This is a genomic window from Microbacterium sp. F2E, from assembly GCF_020905435.1.
Lineage (GTDB): Bacteria > Actinomycetota > Actinomycetes > Actinomycetales > Microbacteriaceae > Microbacterium > Microbacterium lacticum.
The window spans coordinates 195,144-212,537 of sequence record NZ_JAJJIB010000001.1 but is presented as its reverse complement, the minus strand read 5'-3'; the positions used below and the strand labels follow the sequence as shown (position 1 = coordinate 212,537).

Sequence of the window (17,394 nt, the reverse complement as noted above, 5' to 3'; positions counted from 1 at the left end):
CCATGAACGCTGCCGACGACGCGGAACTGGCCCGACTGCAGGCCGAAGCAGAAGCGGCCGAGGCCGCCCTCAAGCTCGCTCAGGCGAAGGCGGCGCTCGCCGCCGCCCGCGCCGCCGCCGATGCCGCGGATGCCGCGGATTCACCCGCGGAGCCCGCCGACGCGGCGCCGGCGCCTGCCGAACCCGCTCCCGAGCCCGCACCGGCCGCCGCCGACGCGGTATCCGGCCCCCTCGACGCCGACGAGGTCGCCGCGATCACGGCGGGGTACGCGTTCGACGGCGAGACGCTCGACCTCGGTGCGCTGATGAACGGCGACCCGGTGCCGACCGCGCAGATCCGCATCCCGCTCGGCATGATGAACCGGCACGGGCTCGTCGCCGGCGCCACCGGCACGGGCAAGACGCGTACGCTGCAGGGCCTCGCCGAGCAGCTCGCCGCGAAGGGCGTGCCCGTGTTCGCCGCCGACATGAAGGGCGACCTGTCGGGCGTCGCGACGCCGGGGGAGTCGAACGAGAAGCTCCTCGCCCGCACGCAGGCGATCGGGCAGGACTGGAAGCCCGAGGCATCCGTCACCGAGTACTTCGCCCTCGGCGGCATCGGCAAGGGCGTGCCGGTGCGCGCGACCGTGTCGGGGTTCGGGCCGCTGCTGCTGAGCAAGGTGCTCGGGCTCAACGCGACGCAGGAGTCGAGCCTCGGCCTCGTGTTCCACTACGCCGACGAGAACGGTCTCGCCCTCGTCGACCTCTCCGACCTGCGCGCCGTGCTCAGCTACCTCACGAGCGACGAGGGCAAGGGTGAGCTGAAGGAGCTCGGCGGGCTGTCGTCCGCGACGGCCGGGGTGATCCTGCGTGAGCTCATCACCTTCGCCGACGACGGCGCCGACGTGTTCTTCGGCGAGCCCGAGTTCGACGTGCACGACTTCCTGCGCACCGCCCCCGACGGGCGCGGCGTCATCTCGCTGCTCGAGGTGCCGGGCGTCGCCGACAAGCCGACGCTGTTCTCGACGTTCCTCATGTACCTGCTCGCCGAGCTCTACGAGCTGCTGCCCGAGGTCGGCGATCTCGACAAGCCGAAACTTGTGTTCTTCTTCGACGAGGCGCATCTGCTGTTCAAGGATGCCTCGAAGGACTTCCTCGCGGCGATCACGCAGACCGTGCGCCTGATCCGTTCGAAGGGTGTGGGCGTGTTCTTCGTCACGCAGACGCCGAAGGACGTGCCGTCCGACGTGCTCGGGCAGCTGGGCTCGCGCGTGCAGCACGCGCTCCGCGCCTTCACGCCCGACGACGCGAAGGCGCTGCGTGCGACCGTCGGCACCTACCCCAAGAGCGGGTACGACCTCGAGCGCGTGCTGCAGGAGCTCGGCACCGGTGAGGCGATCGTCACCGTCATGAGCGAGAAGGGCGCGCCGACGCCCGTCGCGTGGACGCGGCTGCGCGCTCCGCAGGGGCTCATGTCGCCGACGCCCGACCCCGACATCGAACGCGCAGTGAAGGCGTCGCCGCTGCTGGCGAAGTACGGCACGCCCATCGACCGCGAGTCGGCGCGCGAGATCCTCACCGCGAAGATGAACGCCGCCGCCGAAGCCGATGCCGCGGCGGAAGCCGCCAAGGCCAAGGCTGCCGCCGACAAGGAACTCGCGAAACAGCAGGCCGCGATCGCGAAGGCCGACGCGGCCGCCGAGAAGGAGCGCCAGCGCGAGTACGACCGCCTCATGAAGGCAACCGGCGGTACCGCCAAGAGCCGCACGACGCGCACGACGCGCAAGGCGGATGTCTCGCCGCTCGACAAGATCCTGAACTCCAAGTCGACCCAGACGATCCTGAACTCGGTCATCCGCGGGGTGTTCGGCACCGGCCGGCGCTGACCCGCGCCCTGCGTGGGCGGCGTGCGCGCCGCCGGGCGCACCCACCCTTATCCGCGAGACTGCGGTTTGGCGCCGAGACTGCGGACACGCAGTCTCGGTGCAGAAACGCAGTCTCGGTGCAGAAACGCAGTCTCGCGGACGGAGGGGGCCCGGCAGAGCGGGGCGAGGAGGGGACGGCGCGGGGGACGAAGCGGCGCTCGCCGAGGTCTGCCTGAAGACGGCGGATGCCGGGGCGGGTGCCACCGGCATCCTCGTCGACAACGACCTGTGGGCGGCCGTGTTCGTCTTGCCGTATGTGGCGCGGCATCCCGATCTCGCATTGGTCGCCCTGACCGACGACGGCCGCCTCGACGGCGGCGATCGCGGTGCTGCGGGGGCGCGGGGTGAACGGCCTGCACCTGGCGGCCGACGTGCGCAACACCGGCGCGATTGCCTTCTACCCGCGGCTCGGGTTCACTCGCATCCCCTCGCACGACGACGTCGTCGCGTTCGCGCGGGACCTGTCGACGCCAGAGGTAGCCGCCGCGGCCGTGCCAGGTAGCCGCCGGAGATAACCACGGTCATCCCCGCCCCATCGCCGCGCGCGGGGGCCTAGCGTCGGAGTATGGACACCTCCGCGCGCCGCCGCACCTGGCCGCGCCTGCTGCTGGTGATCCCCGCCGCGGGGTTGCTCGTGCTGGGCCTCGTCGCGGGGCTGCTGCTCATGGGCGTCGCGCTGCCGATCGTCAGCGCGCGGCTGCCCGAACTGCACTCGGCGCTCATGGTGTTCGGGTTCGTCGGCACTCTCATCAGCCTCGAACGCGCCGTCGCGCTTCGCGCGGCGTGGGCCTATGCCGCGCCCGCACTGCTCGCGGCGGGTACGATCCTCGCGCTCACGCCGGTGCCGGTCATCGCCGGCCAGGCCGCGATCGCCGTCGGTATGGCGGTGCATGCGCTGCAGTACCGCGCGATCTGGGCGCGCCAGCCGATGACGGCGACCGCGATCCAGGGACTCGGCGCCGTGACGGGGCTCGTCGCGGCGGTCGTGTGGTGCGCCGGCGTTCCCGCTCCGCGGCTCGTGCCGCTGCTTGCGGTCTTCCTCATCCTCACGATCACGGGCGAGCGGCTCGAGCTCGCCCGCATCGCGGCTCCCGGCATCCGCGCCGAACGCCTCTTGTTCGCCTTGTCGCTCGCGCTGTCGGCGGTCGCCATCCTGAGTCTCACGACCCCCGTGGTCGCGGTGCCGGTGGCAGGCATCCTGTTGCTGGGCGTCGTCGCGTGGCTGCTGCGGTACGACGTCGCCCGTGCGACGGTGCGGATGCCGGGGCTGCCGCGGTACGTCGCGGTATGCCTGCTCGCGGGCTACGCGTGGCTCGCTGTCGCGGGTGCCGGGTGGTTGCTGGGCGGCGCGCGCACCGAAGGAGTCATCTACGACGCCACGACGCACGCGGTCTTCCTCGGGTTCGTGATCACGATGATCATGGCGCACGCGCCCGTCATCCTCCCGGCCGTCCTTGGCGTGCGGATCCCGTACCACGTCGCGCTGTACGTGCCGGTCGCCCTCCTGCAACTGTCACTGCTCGTGCGCGTCGTCGTCGGCGACGCGTGGGGACTGACCCTCGGGCTGCAGGCGGGTGGCGTCGGCGCCGCCGTCGCGATCCTCGGGTTCGGCGTGACGGTCGTTGTCGTCTCGCTGCGGGCCGGCCGCGCCGCCCGCACTGCCCCCACACGGGAAAGGAGCCGCGGTCGTGTCCCGGCGTAACTGGTATCTGCTGACCAACGCGGTCGTGCTCACGTGGATCGTGCTGACGGTCGTCGCCGTGACGATCCACCGATTCGTGTCGCAGCCGATGTGGCTCATGGTGCACGTGCCGCTGCTGGGCGCCGTGACGGCGGCGATCCTCATCTGGTCGCAGCATTTCTCCGACACGCTGCTGCGGCGTGAGGCGCCGGCGGGCCGTGCCGGACTCGGCATCCGATTGGGCCTGCATACGGTCGGCGCGGGCCTTGTCGTGGCGGGCGTGCTCGCCGCATCCGTCCCGCTCGTGATCGTCGGCGCGTCGGTCGTCGCCGCCGCGATCCTCGTGCACGCCGTCGTGCTGTTCCTGCAATTGCGCCGTGCGCTGCCGTCGCGGTTCGGGCCGCTCGTGCGGTACTACGTCGCGGCGGCCGTCGTGTTCCTCGGCGGCATCGCGATCGGCGCCACGATGAGCGCCGCGGGCGACCCCGACCTCACCGACCGGCTCGTGACGGCGCACCTCGTGCTCAACGCCTACGGCTGGATCGGCCTGACCGCACTCGGCACGCTCGTGCTGCTGTTCCCGACCGTGCTGCACGCGCGTATGGCAGACACGGCGGATGTCGGGGCACGATTCGCCCTGCCCGTGCTCATCGCGGGGCTCGTCGTCGCGGCATCCGGACCCCTCCTCGACCTGCGCCTGCTCGTGACCCTGGGCATGGCGATGTGGATCGTCGGGGCGGCCCGCATCGGCATCGAGGGCTGGCGGCAGGCGCGTAGCATGCCGCCGGGCACCTTCGCCGGCTGGAGTCTCGCGGCCGCGTACGGCTGGGTCGTCGTCGCGGCGGTATGCCTTGCGGTGATCGCCGCGCTCAGTCCCGACTGGGTGACGCTGCGCGAGAGCTACCTCATGGTGCTCGGTCCCCTCGTCGCCGGGTTCGCGGTGCAGTTGCTGACCGGAGCGATGAGCTATCTGCTGCCTGTCGTCGCGCTCGGCAGCCCCGCCGCCGCCAAAGCGGGTGCCGAGGTGCTCGATCGCGGCGCCGCGTTCCGCGTCACGGCGTTCAACGGTGCGATCGTACTGTACCTGCTGCCGATGCCGTCGGTCGCGCGCGTGCTGCTGTCGTTCGTGGCGGCCGGGGTCGTCATCGCGTTCCTGGTCCTCGCGATCCGCGCGATCGTCGTGGGGCGCCGCGTGCGCCGTGCCGAGGGCGACAGCCCCGACCGCAGCGGGCGGGTCGGCCTCGGAGTCCCCGTCGCGGCCGCTCCCACGGCGCCCCCGCGCCGTGTCGGCATGGTCGCGGCCGCCTTCACGGTGCTCGCGCTGTGCGTCGCCGGGGGAGTCGCCGCTGACCCCGCCGCCGTCGGCATCTCAACGGCAGCCGGGGGCGACGTCACGGCATCCGGCGAGGTCACCGAGATCACGGTCGAGGTGTCGGGCATGCGGTTCACGCCCGCCGAGATCGAGGTGCCGTACGGCGACGACCTCGTCGTAACGTTCCACAACACCGGCACCGACGTGCACGACCTCACCTTCGCCAACGGCGTGCGCACGCAGCGGCTCGCCCCGGGCGAGAGCGAGACGATCGACGTCGGCCTCATCGGCGCCGACCTCGACGGCTGGTGCTCGATCGCAGGGCACCGGCAGATGGGGATGGAGCTCACCGTCGTCGTGACAGGCGCGCCGGCCGGTGGCACAGGCGATGGCGGCACCGCGAGCGGTGATCACGCAGGCCACGGGTCAGGATCGTCGGATGCCTCGGCGGCGTCTGCTGCCGACGACATCGACCTCGAGGCGACGCCCGCGGACGGCTTCACGCGGTGGCCTGCCGCGCTGGCCCCGGCATCCGCCGACGCCGTGCACCGCATCACGCTCAAAGTGGAAGAGGTCGTCGAAGACGTCGCGCCCGGTGTCGGCCAGACCCGGTGGACGTTCGGAGGCACCGCTCCTGGTCCGGTGCTGCGCGGCAAGATCGGTGACACGTTCATCATCACCCTCGTCAACGACGGCACGATCGGCCACTCGATCGACTTCCATGCCGGGTCGCTCGCGCCCAATGAGCCGATGCGGACGATCCAGCCCGGCGAGACGCTCACCTACACGTTCACCGCGACGCGCGCCGGAATCTGGATGTATCACTGCTCGACCATGCCCATGTCGATGCATATCGCAAACGGAATGTTCGGCGCGGTCATCATCGATCCGCCCGACCTGGCGCCCGTCGACGTGGAGTACGTGCTCGTGCAGGGCGAGTTGTATCTCGGTGCGCAGGGTGACACGGCCGATGCCGACAAGATCGCGGCGCAGACGCCCGACCTCGTCACCTTCAACGGCTACGCGAACCAGTACGCGTACGAGCCGCTCACCGCGACGGTCGGCGAACGCGTGCGGGTGTGGGTGCTGGATGCCGGGCCCAACACGCCCTCGTCGTTCCACATCGTCGGCGGCCAGTTCGACACGGTCTACTTCGAGGGCGCGTACACGCTGCAGCAGGGCGACCCCGGCGGAGCGCAGGCGCTCGCGCTGCAGCCCGCGCAGGGCGGCTTCGTCGAGCTGACCTTCCCCGAGGCCGGCGACTACCCGTTCGTCACCCACATCATGAGCGACGCCGAGAAGGGCGCGAAGGGCATCTTCCATGTCGACGACTGACCGCGTGCATCTCGATCAGAAGGGCCGCCTCGTCATCGGCGACCATGCTGAAGTCGTCCGCCTCGCGCACGACCCGGAGACCTTCTCGAGCATCGTCTCGCGCCACCTGCAGGTGCCCAACGGGCTCGACGGGGCGGCGCACGCCGAGATGCGCCACCTGCTCGACCCGTTCATGGATGCCGACGCCGTCGCCCAGCTGCTGCCCGAGCTCGAGCGCATCGCCGCCGACCTCGTCGCCCGGCTCGACGCCGCCGATGCACCCTTCGGCGCCGTTGCCGACCTCGGTGCGCGCTTCGCCGTGCGCGCCCAGTCGGCGTGGCTCGGATGGCTGTCCGAGTGGGAGGAGCCGCTGCTGCAGTGGGTCGCCGACAACCGCGTCGCATCGCGCACGGGGCACCCGCGGGCGACCGCTACAACGCGGAATTTGTCTGGATCTCTGGCTCGACGGCCCGACGATTCAGCGAGGAATCTCAGTTGGTCCCGCCGGAGGTTCTTGATGAATTGGCGAAGGCATCGGGGTTTCGAGCATCTCCGCACGAAAGCGATGAACTTCAGCGCAAAGTAGCCCAGGTGAATGGGCCAGTGATGTATTTTCGAGTCTATACTAGAGTCTGATGTCAATTCCTGGTCGTATCGCGCTATTGATTGAGGCTCCGTGATGAGATGGAAGGAGTTTCTCACGCTCGGCAGAGTTCGCATTGCGCAGCTGGTGATCTTTCTTGTGAGTGCGTTCTCCCTAAATTTCGCGCTAATGGGTATGATCGAGAATTGGCTCGTAAGAACATTGGGCTCGATAGCAGTCGCATCGATTCTTGCGGTGTCTGCCCGGATGCTTCTTGTGCGAGTCTGCTTGCCTCCCGACACGAGACGTCAGTCGGCGAACAAGCCACCTGGATCAAGCAAATGAGGGGCGTTAGAGTTGGCATCCACACTGGGCACGGCGCCTTGAGCAAGTGGCTCCAGTTTCTAGCGCTCTGACCTGGATCGTGTCACCGTCGGGTGATTTCGCGGGTTGAGGATCGTTGAGGCTTGATTTTCCGGGGGTGTTGGTGCCTCGTGCGGGGCACTAACGGCGTCGATCTAGATGTACTGACCTCGACCGTTGTTGATTCGGTCGATGGGGGTGCGGCCTCCGATGCCGAGGTGGTGCCTGTCTAGGTTGTAGTAGTCGAGCCAGGTCGTCAACCCTGCTTTTCGGTCGTCGTTCGAGCTCCAGGGGCGGGCGTAGGCCCACTCGGTGGCGAGGGTGCGGTTGAGGCGTTCGACTTTCCCGTTGGTCCAGGGGCAGTGCGGTTTGATGAACCGCTGTCGGATGCCGTGCGCGTCGACCACGGCCTTGAACGCGGCCGAGTGGCGGTAAGCGAACGCGTTGTCGCTGATGACGCGTTCGACTGTGACGCCGAGGCGCGCGTAGAACGCGATCGCGCGGTCGAGGACGCCCGCCGCGGTGGTGCCTTTCTCGTCGTCGTGGATCTCCGCGTAAGCAACTCGGGAATGGTCGTCGATGACGGTGTGCACGTAGTCGTAACCCAGGCCCCGCTTGCGCGCAGGACGTTGCCCGCGGCCATGCAGACGCCATCCGCCGCCGTCGGGGATACGGCCGAGTTTCTTCACATCAACGTGGATCAGGGACCCGGGATGATCATGCTCGTAACGCTGCGCGGATCGGCGGGTCGCGCGGATCACGGACCCCGTGACCGGGTCCAGCTCCCGCAGCAACGGCACGTGGTGGCGGCGCAACACCCTACCGACCGTTGAGGCCTGCAAGCCGAGCTTGTCAGCGATGAACACCGGCCCACGCCGAGTGAGGTGCCGCATGATCCGCACCCTCGCCTCCACGCACGCTTTGGTCTGGCGAGGGTGGGAGCGGGCGACGCTGGAACGATCGATCAGGCCCGCCGGGCCGCACTCCCGGAACCTGCGCCACCACCGCCACGCGGTCGTGCGGGAGATCCCCATCTCCGCGGCGACGTGCGCGACCGCACGCCCCGACTGGATGCGCTGAACCATGATCAACCGGCCGGCCGGAGTCAGCCGGGCATTAGCGTGAGACAAGAGAGACCTCCGTGCGTTTGAGCTGAAGAACTTAGACAGCTCCAACTCGACCCCGGAGGTCTCTCCTACGTCAACAACGATCTGGGTCAGTACATCTAGAACCTAGAGCTTGTGCAGGCGCTCGGGGTCGGGGGCCTTCACCGGGTCCCAGCCGCGGCGGGCGGGGCGCGCGCCGCGCTCGGCATCCCGCGAGCGGTACACGACGTAGGGACGGAACAGGTAGCCGACCGGCGCGGAGAACACGTGGACGAGGCGCGTGAACGGCCACAGCGCGAACAGGGCGAACGCCGTCAGGATGTGCAGCTGGAACAGCAGCGGCACCTCGGCCATCAGCTCGACCTGCGGTTGGAACAGGAAGATGCTGCGGATCCACGGCGAGATCGTCTCGCGGTAGCGGAATCCGCCGCCGAACACCTGGTACACGACCGTCGCGGCGGTGCCGAACAGTAGCGTCGCGCCGAGGAAGACGTACATGACCTTGTCCATCGTGGTCGTCGCGAGGAACACGGGGCCGACGGTACGCCGGCGGTAGATCAGGATCGCGAGCCCCGCAAGCGTCAGCACGGCGGCGAACGTCCCGAGCACGGTCGCGCCGATGTGGTACATCTCCTCGTTGATGCCGATCGCGTACAGCCATTCGCGGGGGATGAACAGTCCGACGACGTGACCCGCGATGACCATGAGGATGCCGAAGTCGAACATCGGCGACCCCCAGCGCAGCAGCCGGTTCTCGTACGTCTGGCTCGACCGGGTGGTCCAGCCGAACTTGTCGTAGCGGTAGCGCCAGATGTGCCCGACGACGAACACCGCGATCGAGGCGTACGGGATCGCGACCCAGAGGATCATCTGCAGCGTGGTCATGGTGCCTCCTGCGAGACGGGACGGAAGGGCGGAAGCTGCCCCAGGAAGCTGAGGCCCACCGTCTCGGTGGGCGGCCCCTCGTTGATGAGGTCGAGGTAGCGCTCGCGGGTCGCGGCGTCGATGGGGGGAAGCGACTGCGTGACGGTGCGCACGACGAGCGCCCACGGGCTCGACATGCCCTCGAGCGCGGCGCGCAGTACCTCGATGCCCTCGCGGTGCGAGGCGAGCAGCGCGCCGGCGATCTGAGCATCGGCGGTCGCGGCGTCGGCGCGGGCCGAGAACTCCAGCACCGCCGGCAGGAAGTCGGGCAGGTCGTCGGCCTCGAACTCCCACCCCGCCGCCCGGTACGCCTCGAGGAACGTGACCAGCGCGACGCCGCGCCGGCGCGTGTCGCCGGTCGCGTAGTAGCTCAGGTACAGGCTGCACTTGCGCTTGAGGTCGAATGTGACCACGTAGCGCCGCTGCCATTCCGCCTCGCCGGCCGCTTCGGCCTGATCGACGAAGGATGTCAGGGGTTCCGAGATCGCGGACGGCAGCGCGTCGATGTGCGGACGCAGGGCGGGCAGGCGCCCGAACCACGCGGGATCGGGGTAGTCGAGCAGGAGCGACGCGAGCATGTGGGTGGCGGCGCGGTCGACGGCCGACAGCCGCAGGGCGGGCACCTCGGGGGGCAGGGCGCGGCGCGGGGTGACGCGGGGCAGGACGGAGCTCATGGGCCGCCCTCACCCGCGCCCTGGTTCTTGTCCTTGCCCTTGCCGGTCTCGCGCACCGCCGTCATCGAGGTCGGCGGGAAGAGCCCGTCGGCGTTGCCGTTGCCGTCCCAGTTGAGCAGGTTGACGCGCCCGGGCGACGACGGCCGGTCGGCGGTCTGCCGGTCGGCGAGGATGTGGAAGTTCTCCACCGCGACGGGCACGCTCGGACCGCTCGAGGAGCCGAACGGACCGGCGCCGCCCATGCCGGGGCCCCCGTCGAAGTCGAGCGAGCACGCCATCTCCTCGAGGGCGTGAGCCTGCTCCGTGTGCGCCGAGGGGATGACGTAGCGCTCCTCGTACTTCGCGATCGCGAGCAGCCGGTACATCTCCTCGACCTCGGTGCCGCTCATGCCGACCGCCCGTGCGATGCGCTCGTCGCGCTCGTCGTCGAGGTTCACGCCGCGCATGTACGAGCGCATCGCGGCGAGGCGGCGCAGGGCAAGGTCGACGGGGGCGATGTCGCCCGCCGTGAAGAGCTCGGCGAGGTAGCCGATCGGGATCCGCAGCTTGTCGATGGCGGCGAACAGGGTCCGCGCGTCCTCGCCGTCGTTGCCCGAGCCGGTCACGACGTCGACGACGGGGGAGAGCGGCGGGATGTACCAGACCATCGGCATGGTGCGGTATTCGGGGTGCAGCGGCAGGGCGACCTGGTACTGCATGAGCTTCCAGATCGGGCTGTGCTGTGCGGCCTCGATCCAGTCCTCGGGGATGTCGCCCGCGCGTGCCGCCTCGATGACGGCGGGGTCGAACGGGTCGAGGATGATGTCGCGCTGCGCCTGCAGCAGCGCCTTGTCGTCCTCGACGGCCGCCGCCTGCGCCACCCGGTCGGCGTCGTACAACACGATGCCGAGATAGCGCAGCCGCCCGACGCAGGTCTCCGAGCACACGGTGGGCAGGCCCACCTCGATGCGCGGGTAGCACATCGTGCACTTCTCGGCCTTGCCGGTGCGGTGGTTGAAGTAGACCTTCTTGTACGGGCATCCCGACACGCACATGCGCCAGCCGCGGCACTGGTCCTGATCGACGAGCACGATGCCGTCCTCGGCGCGCTTGTACATCGCGCCCGACGGGCACGAGGCGACGCACGAGGGGTTCAGGCAGTGCTCGCAGATGCGCGGCAGGTAGAACATGAAGGCCTTCTCGAACTCGGCCTTCACCTCTTCGCTCATCTTCTTGAGGATCGGGTCGTCCTGCATCGTCTCGAGCGAACCGCCGAGGTCGTCGTCCCAGTTGGCCGACCACGAGATCTTCATGTCCTCGCCGGTGAGCAGGCTCTTCGGCCGAGCGACGGGCGTCTGCTGCCCCTTCGGGGCGTTGAGCAGCATGTCGTAGTCGTAGGTCCACGGCTCGTAGTAGTCGTGGATCTCGGGCAGCTTCGGGTTCGAGAAGATGCGCGCGAGCTTCGACAGCCGGCCACCGCTGCGCAGCTTCAGGCGGCCGCGCTTGGTGCGCACCCAGCCGCCGCCCCACTTCTCCTGGTCCTCGTACGTGCGGGGGTAGCCCACGCCGGGGCGCGTCTCGACGTTGTTGAACCAGACGTACTCGACGCCGGTGCGGTTCGTCCACGCCTGCTTGCACGTGACCGAGCACGTGTGGCATCCGATGCACTTGTCGAGATTCATGATCATCGACATCTGAGCCATGACCTTCATCAGTACTCCACCTCCTGGCTGCGGCGGCGGATCTGCGTGATCTCGTCGCGCTGGTTGCCGGTCGGACCCAGGTAGTTGAACGCCCATGCGAGCTGCGCGTAGCCGCCGATCAGATGGCTCGGTTTCAGCAGGATGCGGGTGAGCGAGTTGTGGATGCCGCCGCGCAGGCCGCTGGTCTCGGCGATCGGCACATCTACCGTGCGGTCCTTCGCGTGGTACATGTACACCGTTCCCTCGGGCATGCGGTGCGAGACGATCGCGCGGGCGACGACGACGCCGTTGCGGTTGTACGACTCGATCCACTCGTTGTCGCGGACGCCGATCTTCGCGGCATCCTGCGTGCTCATCCAGATCGTGGGGCCGCCGCGGCTCAGCGACAGCATGAACAGGTTGTCCTGGTACTCGGAGTGGATCGACCACTTCGAGTGGGGCGTCAGGTAGCGCACCGTCACCTCGGTCTGCCCGGCGGCGCCCGGCCCCGCGATGCGCTTGGTCGTGCCGACCTTCTCGGAGTCGAAGAGGCGGTGCATGTCCAGCGGCGGTCGGAACACGGGCAGGCTCTCGCCGAGCTCGCTCATCCAGTCGTGGTCGAGGTAGAAGTGCTGGCGGCCGGTCAGGGTGTGCCACGGCTTCAGGTGCTCGACGTTGATCGCGAACGCGGTGTAGCGACGGCCGCCGTGCTCGGAGCCCGACCACTCCGGCGAGGTGATGACGCTGCGCGGCTGCACCTGAACGTCCTGGAAGGTGATGTGCGAGCCCTCGTGGTCTTCGGCGAGCTGCGCGATGCGCTGGCCCGTCTTCTTCTCCAGTTCGCGGAAGCCCTGCACGGCGAGGCGGCCGTTGCTCGTCCCCGAGAAGGCGAGGATCATCTCGCACGCCTTCTTGTCGGTGTCCAGCAGCACGCTGCCGGTGTACGGGCCCGACTGCACGACGCCGTTCTTCTGCTTCAGCTGCTCGATCTCGCGGTCGGGGTGGTACGTGATCGCCTTCGTCGTCATGCCGAGCTTGGCCGTCAGCGGGCCGAGGGACTTCCACCTCTCGTAGAGGTTGGGGTAGTCGCGTTCGACGACGATGAGCTTGGCCATCGTCACGCCCGGTACGAGCGGCGCGTCCTCGGGGACGGTGCCGTGCGGGGTCGCCATGACGTCGGGGGTGTCGTGCTGTAGCGGCGAGGCCACGACGTCCTTGCGGACGCCCAGGTGCACCGCCGCGTACTCGCTGAATTTCTCGGCGAGCGCCCCGAACAGATCGAAGTCGGTGCGCGTCTGCCACGGCGGGTTGATCGCCGGCGTGAACGCGTGGATGAAGGGGTGCATGTCGGTCGAGGACAGGTCGTACTTCTCGTACCAGGTCGCCGCCGGCAGCACGAGGTCGCTGAACAGCGTCGTCGAGGTCATGCGGAAGTCCGCCGTCATCAGCAGGTCGAGCTTGCCTTCGGGTGCGTTCTCGTGCCACACCATGTCCCGCGGGCGCGACCCCTCGGGCGACTCGGGCGCGCGGACGGCCGAGTCGGTGCCGAGCAGGTGCTTGAGGAAGTACTCGTTGCCCTTGCCCGACGAGCCCAGCACGTTGGCTCGCCAGATGGAGATGACGCGCGGGAAGTTCTCCGGGGCGTCGGGGTCTTCGACCGCGTAGTGCAGCGACCCGTCGGTGAGGGAGTCGACGATGTGCGCGGCGGGCTCTTTGCCGGCCGCCTCGGCCTCGTCGCACAGGTCGAGCGGGTTGCGCGAGAAGGTCGGGTAGGCAGGCATCCATCCCCGCTTGACCGACTCGACGAGGCAGTCCGCCGTCGTCCGGTCCTCGAACTGGCCGCGGGCGAGCGGAGAGGCCAGGGCGGATGCCGGCAGGCCGTCGTAGCGCCATTGGTCACTCGCGAGGTACCAGAACGCCGTGCCGATGTTCTGCCGGGGCGGGCGGTTCCAGTCGGCGGCCGTCGCGTACTGCGAGTAGCCGGTGATGGGGCGCACCTTCTCCTGCCCCACGTAGTGCGCCCAGCCGCCGCCGTTGACGCCCTGGCATCCGGTCATCGTCGTCAGCGCCAGGAACGTGCGATAGATCGTGTCGGAGTGGAACCAGTGGTTGGTGCCCGCTCCCATGAGGATCATCGAGCGGCCGCCCGAGCGCTCGGCGTTGTCGGCGAACTCGCGGCCGATGCGCGCGGCCTGCGCCGCGGGCACGTTCGTGAGCTCTTCCTGCCACGCGGGCGTGCCGGGCGTGGTCGGGTCGTCGTAGCCGGTCGGCCACTGGCCCGGCAGTCCGTCGCGCGCGACGCCGTACTGCGCGAGCAGCAGGTCGAACACGGTCGTGACGAGGCGGCCGGCGACGCGGCGCACGGGCACGCCGCGGGTGACGGTGCCCGTCCCGCCGGCGTGCGCCTCGTCCTCGCCGCCGGGCGTGACGTCGAAGCGGGGGAGGACGATCTCGACCGATTCGGTCGTGTCGTCGAGGTCGAGCAGCGACAGGGGCGGCACGACGCCCTCGAGGTCGAGGTTCCACCGCCCCTCGTCCTCGGGCGTGAAGCGGTGGCCGAGCGACCCGTTCGGAACGACGGGGGTGCCGTTCTGATCGAGCAGGACGGTCTTGAAGTCGGCACGCGGGACGGCGGCATCCTCGCCGCCCAGGTCGCTCGCGGTGAGGAACTTGCCGGGGACCAGACCCGACGGGTGCTCCTCGAGCGCGACGAGGTAGGGCGCGTCGCTGAAGCGGCGCATATAGTCCTCGAAGGGCGCGGTGCGGCGCTGCACGAAGAACTCCGTGAGGATGACGTGACCCATCGCCATCGCGAGCGCGGCGTCGGTGCCCGGGTGCGGTGCGACCCACTCGTCGGCGAACTTCGTGTTGTCGGTGTAGTCGGGTGAGACCGTGACCACCTTCTGGCCGCGGTAGCGCGCCTCGGCCATGAAGTGCGCGTCGGGCGTGCGCGTGACGGGTACGTTCGAGCCCCACATCATGAGGTACCCGGCGTTCCACCAGTCGGCGGACTCGGGGACGTCGGTCTGGTCGCCGAACACCTGCGGGCTCGCGACGGGGAGGTCGGCGTACCAGTCGTAGAAGGACAGGATCGTGCCGCCGACGAGGTTCAGGAACCGGGCCCCGGCACCGTGGCTGACCATCGACATCGCGGGGATCGGCGAGAACCCGGCGACCCGGTCCGGGCCGTACTCCTTGACGGTGTACACGTGTGCGGCGGCGGCAATCTCCATCGCCTCGTCCCACGTCGTGCGCAGCAGGCCGCCCTTGCCGCGGGCGCTCTTGTAGGCGCGCGACTTCTCGGGATCCTCGACGATCGAGGCCCACGCGTCGACGGGGTCGGGATGCGTGCGCTTGGCGTCGCGGTACAGCTCGGCGAGCGTGTCGCGGATGTACGGATACCGCACGCGCGTGGGGGAGTAGGTGTACCAACTGAACGCGGCGCCGCGGGGGCATCCGCGCGGTTCGTACTCGGGCGAGTCGGGGCCGACGGACGGGTAGTCGGTCTGCTGCGTCTCCCACGTGATGATGCCGTCCTTGACGTACACCTTCCACGAGCACGACCCCGTGCAGTTCACGCCGTGCGTCGAACGGACGACCTTGTCGTGCGCCCAGCGGTCGCGGTAGAAGACGTCGCCGCCGCGCCCACCCTCGAGGAAGACCGCCCGCAGATCGGGGCTCGTCTCGCCGCGGCGCAGGAACCTGCCCATCGTCAGCAGGGTGTCGGCCAGCGGCCCGTCCGTCGCGGGAGTCGTGCGGATGTGGGGCGTCATCGGTCCTCCTGGCTGCCGGTGTCACCCCAGTATCGACAGAACTCCCCGGGGCAAGCGCGTGCTTCACCGTATTTAATCCCGACTGAAGGTTGGTCACAACGGGAGCACGGCGATCCGCGTGAATTTCAACGGTGAACCTCTGTGGCGCGCCCTGTTCGTGGGTCTACCGTGAGCGTGACGATTGGAGTCGCCGTGACAACGAAGGTCCCCACCGCGCCGCCGGCCGCCGATCCCCGCCTGAAGGGCGGGCTCGGCCAGGTCATCCTGGCCACGCTCGCCTCGACAGCGGGCTTCTGGGCCTGGATGGCCATCGCTCCGCTGCAGAACATCTACGCGGAGAAGATGGGCCTCGACCAGGGGCAGGTCTCGCTCATGCTCGCGACACCCGTCCTCGTCGGTGCGCTCGGCCGCATCGTCGTCGGCGCCCTCACCGACCGATTCGGCGGGCGGAAGATGTTCACGGGGGTCCTGTTGGCGGCGGTCCCCGCTGTGCTGCTCGTGGCGCTGGCCGGATCGATCGGCAGCTTCTGGCTGCTCGTGGTCGCGGGGTTTCTGCTCGGCATCGCCGGCACGATCTTCGCCGTCGGCATCCCCTTCTCCAGCGCGTGGTTCCCGCCCGCGCGGCGCGGCTTCGCGAACGGCATCTTCGGCATGGGCATGATCGGCACGGCGGTATCGGCCTTCGCCACGCCGCGCCTCGCGCAGAGCATCGGCTACTTTCCGACCCATCTGCTGATCGCCGGTGTCCTCGTCGTCATGGCCGCACTCGTCTGGTTCTTCCTGCGCGAATCGCCTGCCTGGCAGCCGAGCCGACAGCCCCTCGTGCCGAAGGTGAAGGGCGCCCTCAAGCTCGCCGTCACGTGGCAGATGTCGTTCCTCTACGCGATCGTCTTCGGCGGCTTCGTCGCGTTCTCGACGTACCTGCCGAAGTACCTGGTGACCATCTATCCGGACGACGTGGATGCCGTCGGCGCCGGCACGCGCACGGCGCTGTTCGCCGCGGTCGCCGTCATCGCCCGCCCGATCGGCGGTGTGCTCGCCGACAAGTTCGGGCCGAAGATCATCTCGCTGGTGTCTCTCGCCGGGATCGTCGCGGCGGCGTACGTCGTCGGGCAGCAGCCACCTGAGGGGGTGCTCACCGGGTTCGTGTTCCTCTTGATGGCATTCGCCATGGGCCTCGGCATGGGCGCCGTGTTCGCGTGGGTCGGCCCGTCCACCCCGCCCGACAAGGTCGGCGCCGTCACGGGTGTCGTCGCCGCGGCCGGGGGCCTGGGTGGCTACTTCCCGCCGCTCGTGATGGGTGCGACCTACCACGCCGAGACGAACTCGTACGCGCTCGGCCTGTGGCTGCTGGTGCTCGTCGGGGCTGCGGCGCTCGTCGTGGCCGGCATGCTGCGCGACGCGCGACCGGCGAAATAAGCGCGGGGCGCGCTTCAGGCGTCAGCGGGGCGCAGGCGCAACAGCAGCTCGCACTGGTGGTCGGTCACCAGGGGGAGCAGGCGGTCGACCTCGAGGGGGCCCTCGGCGCGGTCGAGCACGTCGCGGATGAGGCCCTCGTGCACGCGGCACACGGCGTGCCCTTGCTCGGCGACGAGCGTGTGGAACCGGCACGGCGACAGCGCGACCTCGAGGTTCTTCTCGTCGAGATCGGGTTCGAGCCCCAACTCGTCGAGGTGCTCGTAGAGCGCGTCGAGCTGGTGCATGGCATCCTCATCGAGCTCGGGCGCTTCGGATGCCATGATGCGGCGTAGCAGGTCGCCGTGGCGCTTCGCTTCGTCGACGCGGCGCTGCGCCATCTCGTTGTCGGTCGTCGCGCGCACGGGGAAGTACACGGCCGGCGGGCGTCCGCGGGTGGGCCGGCGCTCGGTCTCGCTGCGGATGATCCCCTCGGCGATCAGCACGCGCACGTGGTCACGCAGGGTGTTCGCATGCAGGCCGGTCTCTTCGGAGAGCTCGGCGAGCGAGATGCCGGGACGCTCCATCACGAGGTACGCGACCTCGAGGCGGCTGGCTTGTGCCAGTCCGCGGTGGGCGTGCATCGGGCGGGGCATGCTTCATTATCCGTCGGATTCTCCCGTGCCGGGGCCGGAGGGGGCCTG

At 69.4% G+C, this 17,394-nt stretch carries 12 protein-coding genes; 6 read left to right on the top strand and 6 right to left on the bottom strand.

Annotation, left to right across the window (positions count from 1 at the left end; translation table 11 throughout):
- The first annotated feature begins 2 nt into the window (after positions 1-2).
- From LOK55_RS01000 to LOK55_RS00980, 5 genes are all read left to right on the top strand, one after another.
- The gene (locus LOK55_RS01000) at positions 3-1,865 is read left to right on the top strand and encodes a helicase HerA-like domain-containing protein (protein WP_229933867.1); all 1,863 of its coding nucleotides are present in this window, start codon (positions 3-5) and stop codon (positions 1,863-1,865) included.
- 383 nt (positions 1,866-2,248) lie between these two features.
- Positions 2,249-2,419 (top strand): U32 family peptidase, encoded by a 171-nt coding sequence (locus LOK55_RS00995; protein ID WP_229933866.1) that lies wholly within the window; start codon positions 2,249-2,251, stop codon positions 2,417-2,419.
- A gap of 50 nt (positions 2,420-2,469) precedes the next feature.
- Positions 2,470-3,606: a hypothetical protein gene (locus LOK55_RS00990; protein WP_229933865.1), complete on the top strand. Its 1,137-nt coding sequence runs from the start codon at positions 2,470-2,472 to the stop codon at positions 3,604-3,606.
- On the top strand, positions 3,593-6,232 hold the full coding sequence (locus tag LOK55_RS00985; RefSeq protein ID WP_229933864.1) for a multicopper oxidase domain-containing protein: 2,640 nt from the start codon (positions 3,593-3,595) through the stop codon (positions 6,230-6,232). Before LOK55_RS00990 ends, LOK55_RS00985 begins: the two co-directional genes overlap by 14 nt.
- A complete protein-coding gene (locus LOK55_RS00980) occupies positions 6,219-6,797 on the top strand; it encodes a hypothetical protein (RefSeq protein WP_229933863.1) in 579 nt (192 codons plus the stop codon). The genes LOK55_RS00985 and LOK55_RS00980 overlap by 14 nt, the downstream gene beginning before the upstream one ends.
- Positions 6,798-7,312: 515 nt before the next feature.
- Here LOK55_RS00980 and LOK55_RS00975 read toward each other — a convergent pair.
- From LOK55_RS00975 to LOK55_RS00955, 5 genes are all read right to left on the bottom strand, one after another.
- Positions 7,313-8,287, bottom strand: coding sequence for an IS481 family transposase (locus LOK55_RS00975; protein WP_229934035.1), 975 nt, complete (start codon positions 8,285-8,287; stop codon positions 7,313-7,315).
- Positions 8,288-8,389: 102 nt separating this feature from the next.
- Complete coding sequence (narI, locus tag LOK55_RS00970; RefSeq protein WP_229933862.1) at positions 8,390-9,148, bottom strand: respiratory nitrate reductase subunit gamma; 759 nt, start codon at positions 9,146-9,148, stop codon at positions 8,390-8,392.
- Positions 9,145-9,861 carry a nitrate reductase molybdenum cofactor assembly chaperone gene (narJ, locus tag LOK55_RS00965; protein ID WP_229933861.1) on the bottom strand — a complete coding sequence of 239 codons (717 nt, stop codon included), beginning with the start codon at positions 9,859-9,861 and terminating at the stop codon, positions 9,145-9,147. Before narJ ends, narI begins: the two co-directional genes overlap by 4 nt.
- The gene (gene narH, locus LOK55_RS00960) at positions 9,858-11,552 is read right to left on the bottom strand and encodes a nitrate reductase subunit beta (protein ID WP_229933860.1); all 1,695 of its coding nucleotides are present in this window, start codon (positions 11,550-11,552) and stop codon (positions 9,858-9,860) included. The genes narJ and narH overlap by 4 nt, the downstream gene beginning before the upstream one ends.
- Positions 11,552-15,295 carry a nitrate reductase subunit alpha gene (locus LOK55_RS00955; protein ID WP_229933859.1) on the bottom strand — a complete coding sequence of 1,248 codons (3,744 nt, stop codon included), beginning with the start codon at positions 15,293-15,295 and terminating at the stop codon, positions 11,552-11,554. The genes narH and LOK55_RS00955 overlap by 1 nt, the downstream gene beginning before the upstream one ends.
- A gap of 192 nt (positions 15,296-15,487) precedes the next feature.
- Here LOK55_RS00955 and LOK55_RS00950 point away from each other — a divergent pair, with 192 nt between their 5' ends.
- The gene (locus tag LOK55_RS00950) at positions 15,488-16,714 is read left to right on the top strand and encodes an MFS transporter (RefSeq protein ID WP_308066621.1); all 1,227 of its coding nucleotides are present in this window, start codon (positions 15,488-15,490) and stop codon (positions 16,712-16,714) included.
- A gap of 14 nt (positions 16,715-16,728) precedes the next feature.
- Here LOK55_RS00950 and LOK55_RS00945 read toward each other — a convergent pair whose 3' ends face one another.
- Positions 16,729-17,346 (bottom strand): winged helix-turn-helix transcriptional regulator, encoded by a 618-nt coding sequence (locus tag LOK55_RS00945; protein WP_229933858.1) that lies wholly within the window; start codon positions 17,344-17,346, stop codon positions 16,729-16,731.
- Positions 17,347-17,394 lie beyond the last annotated feature (48 nt).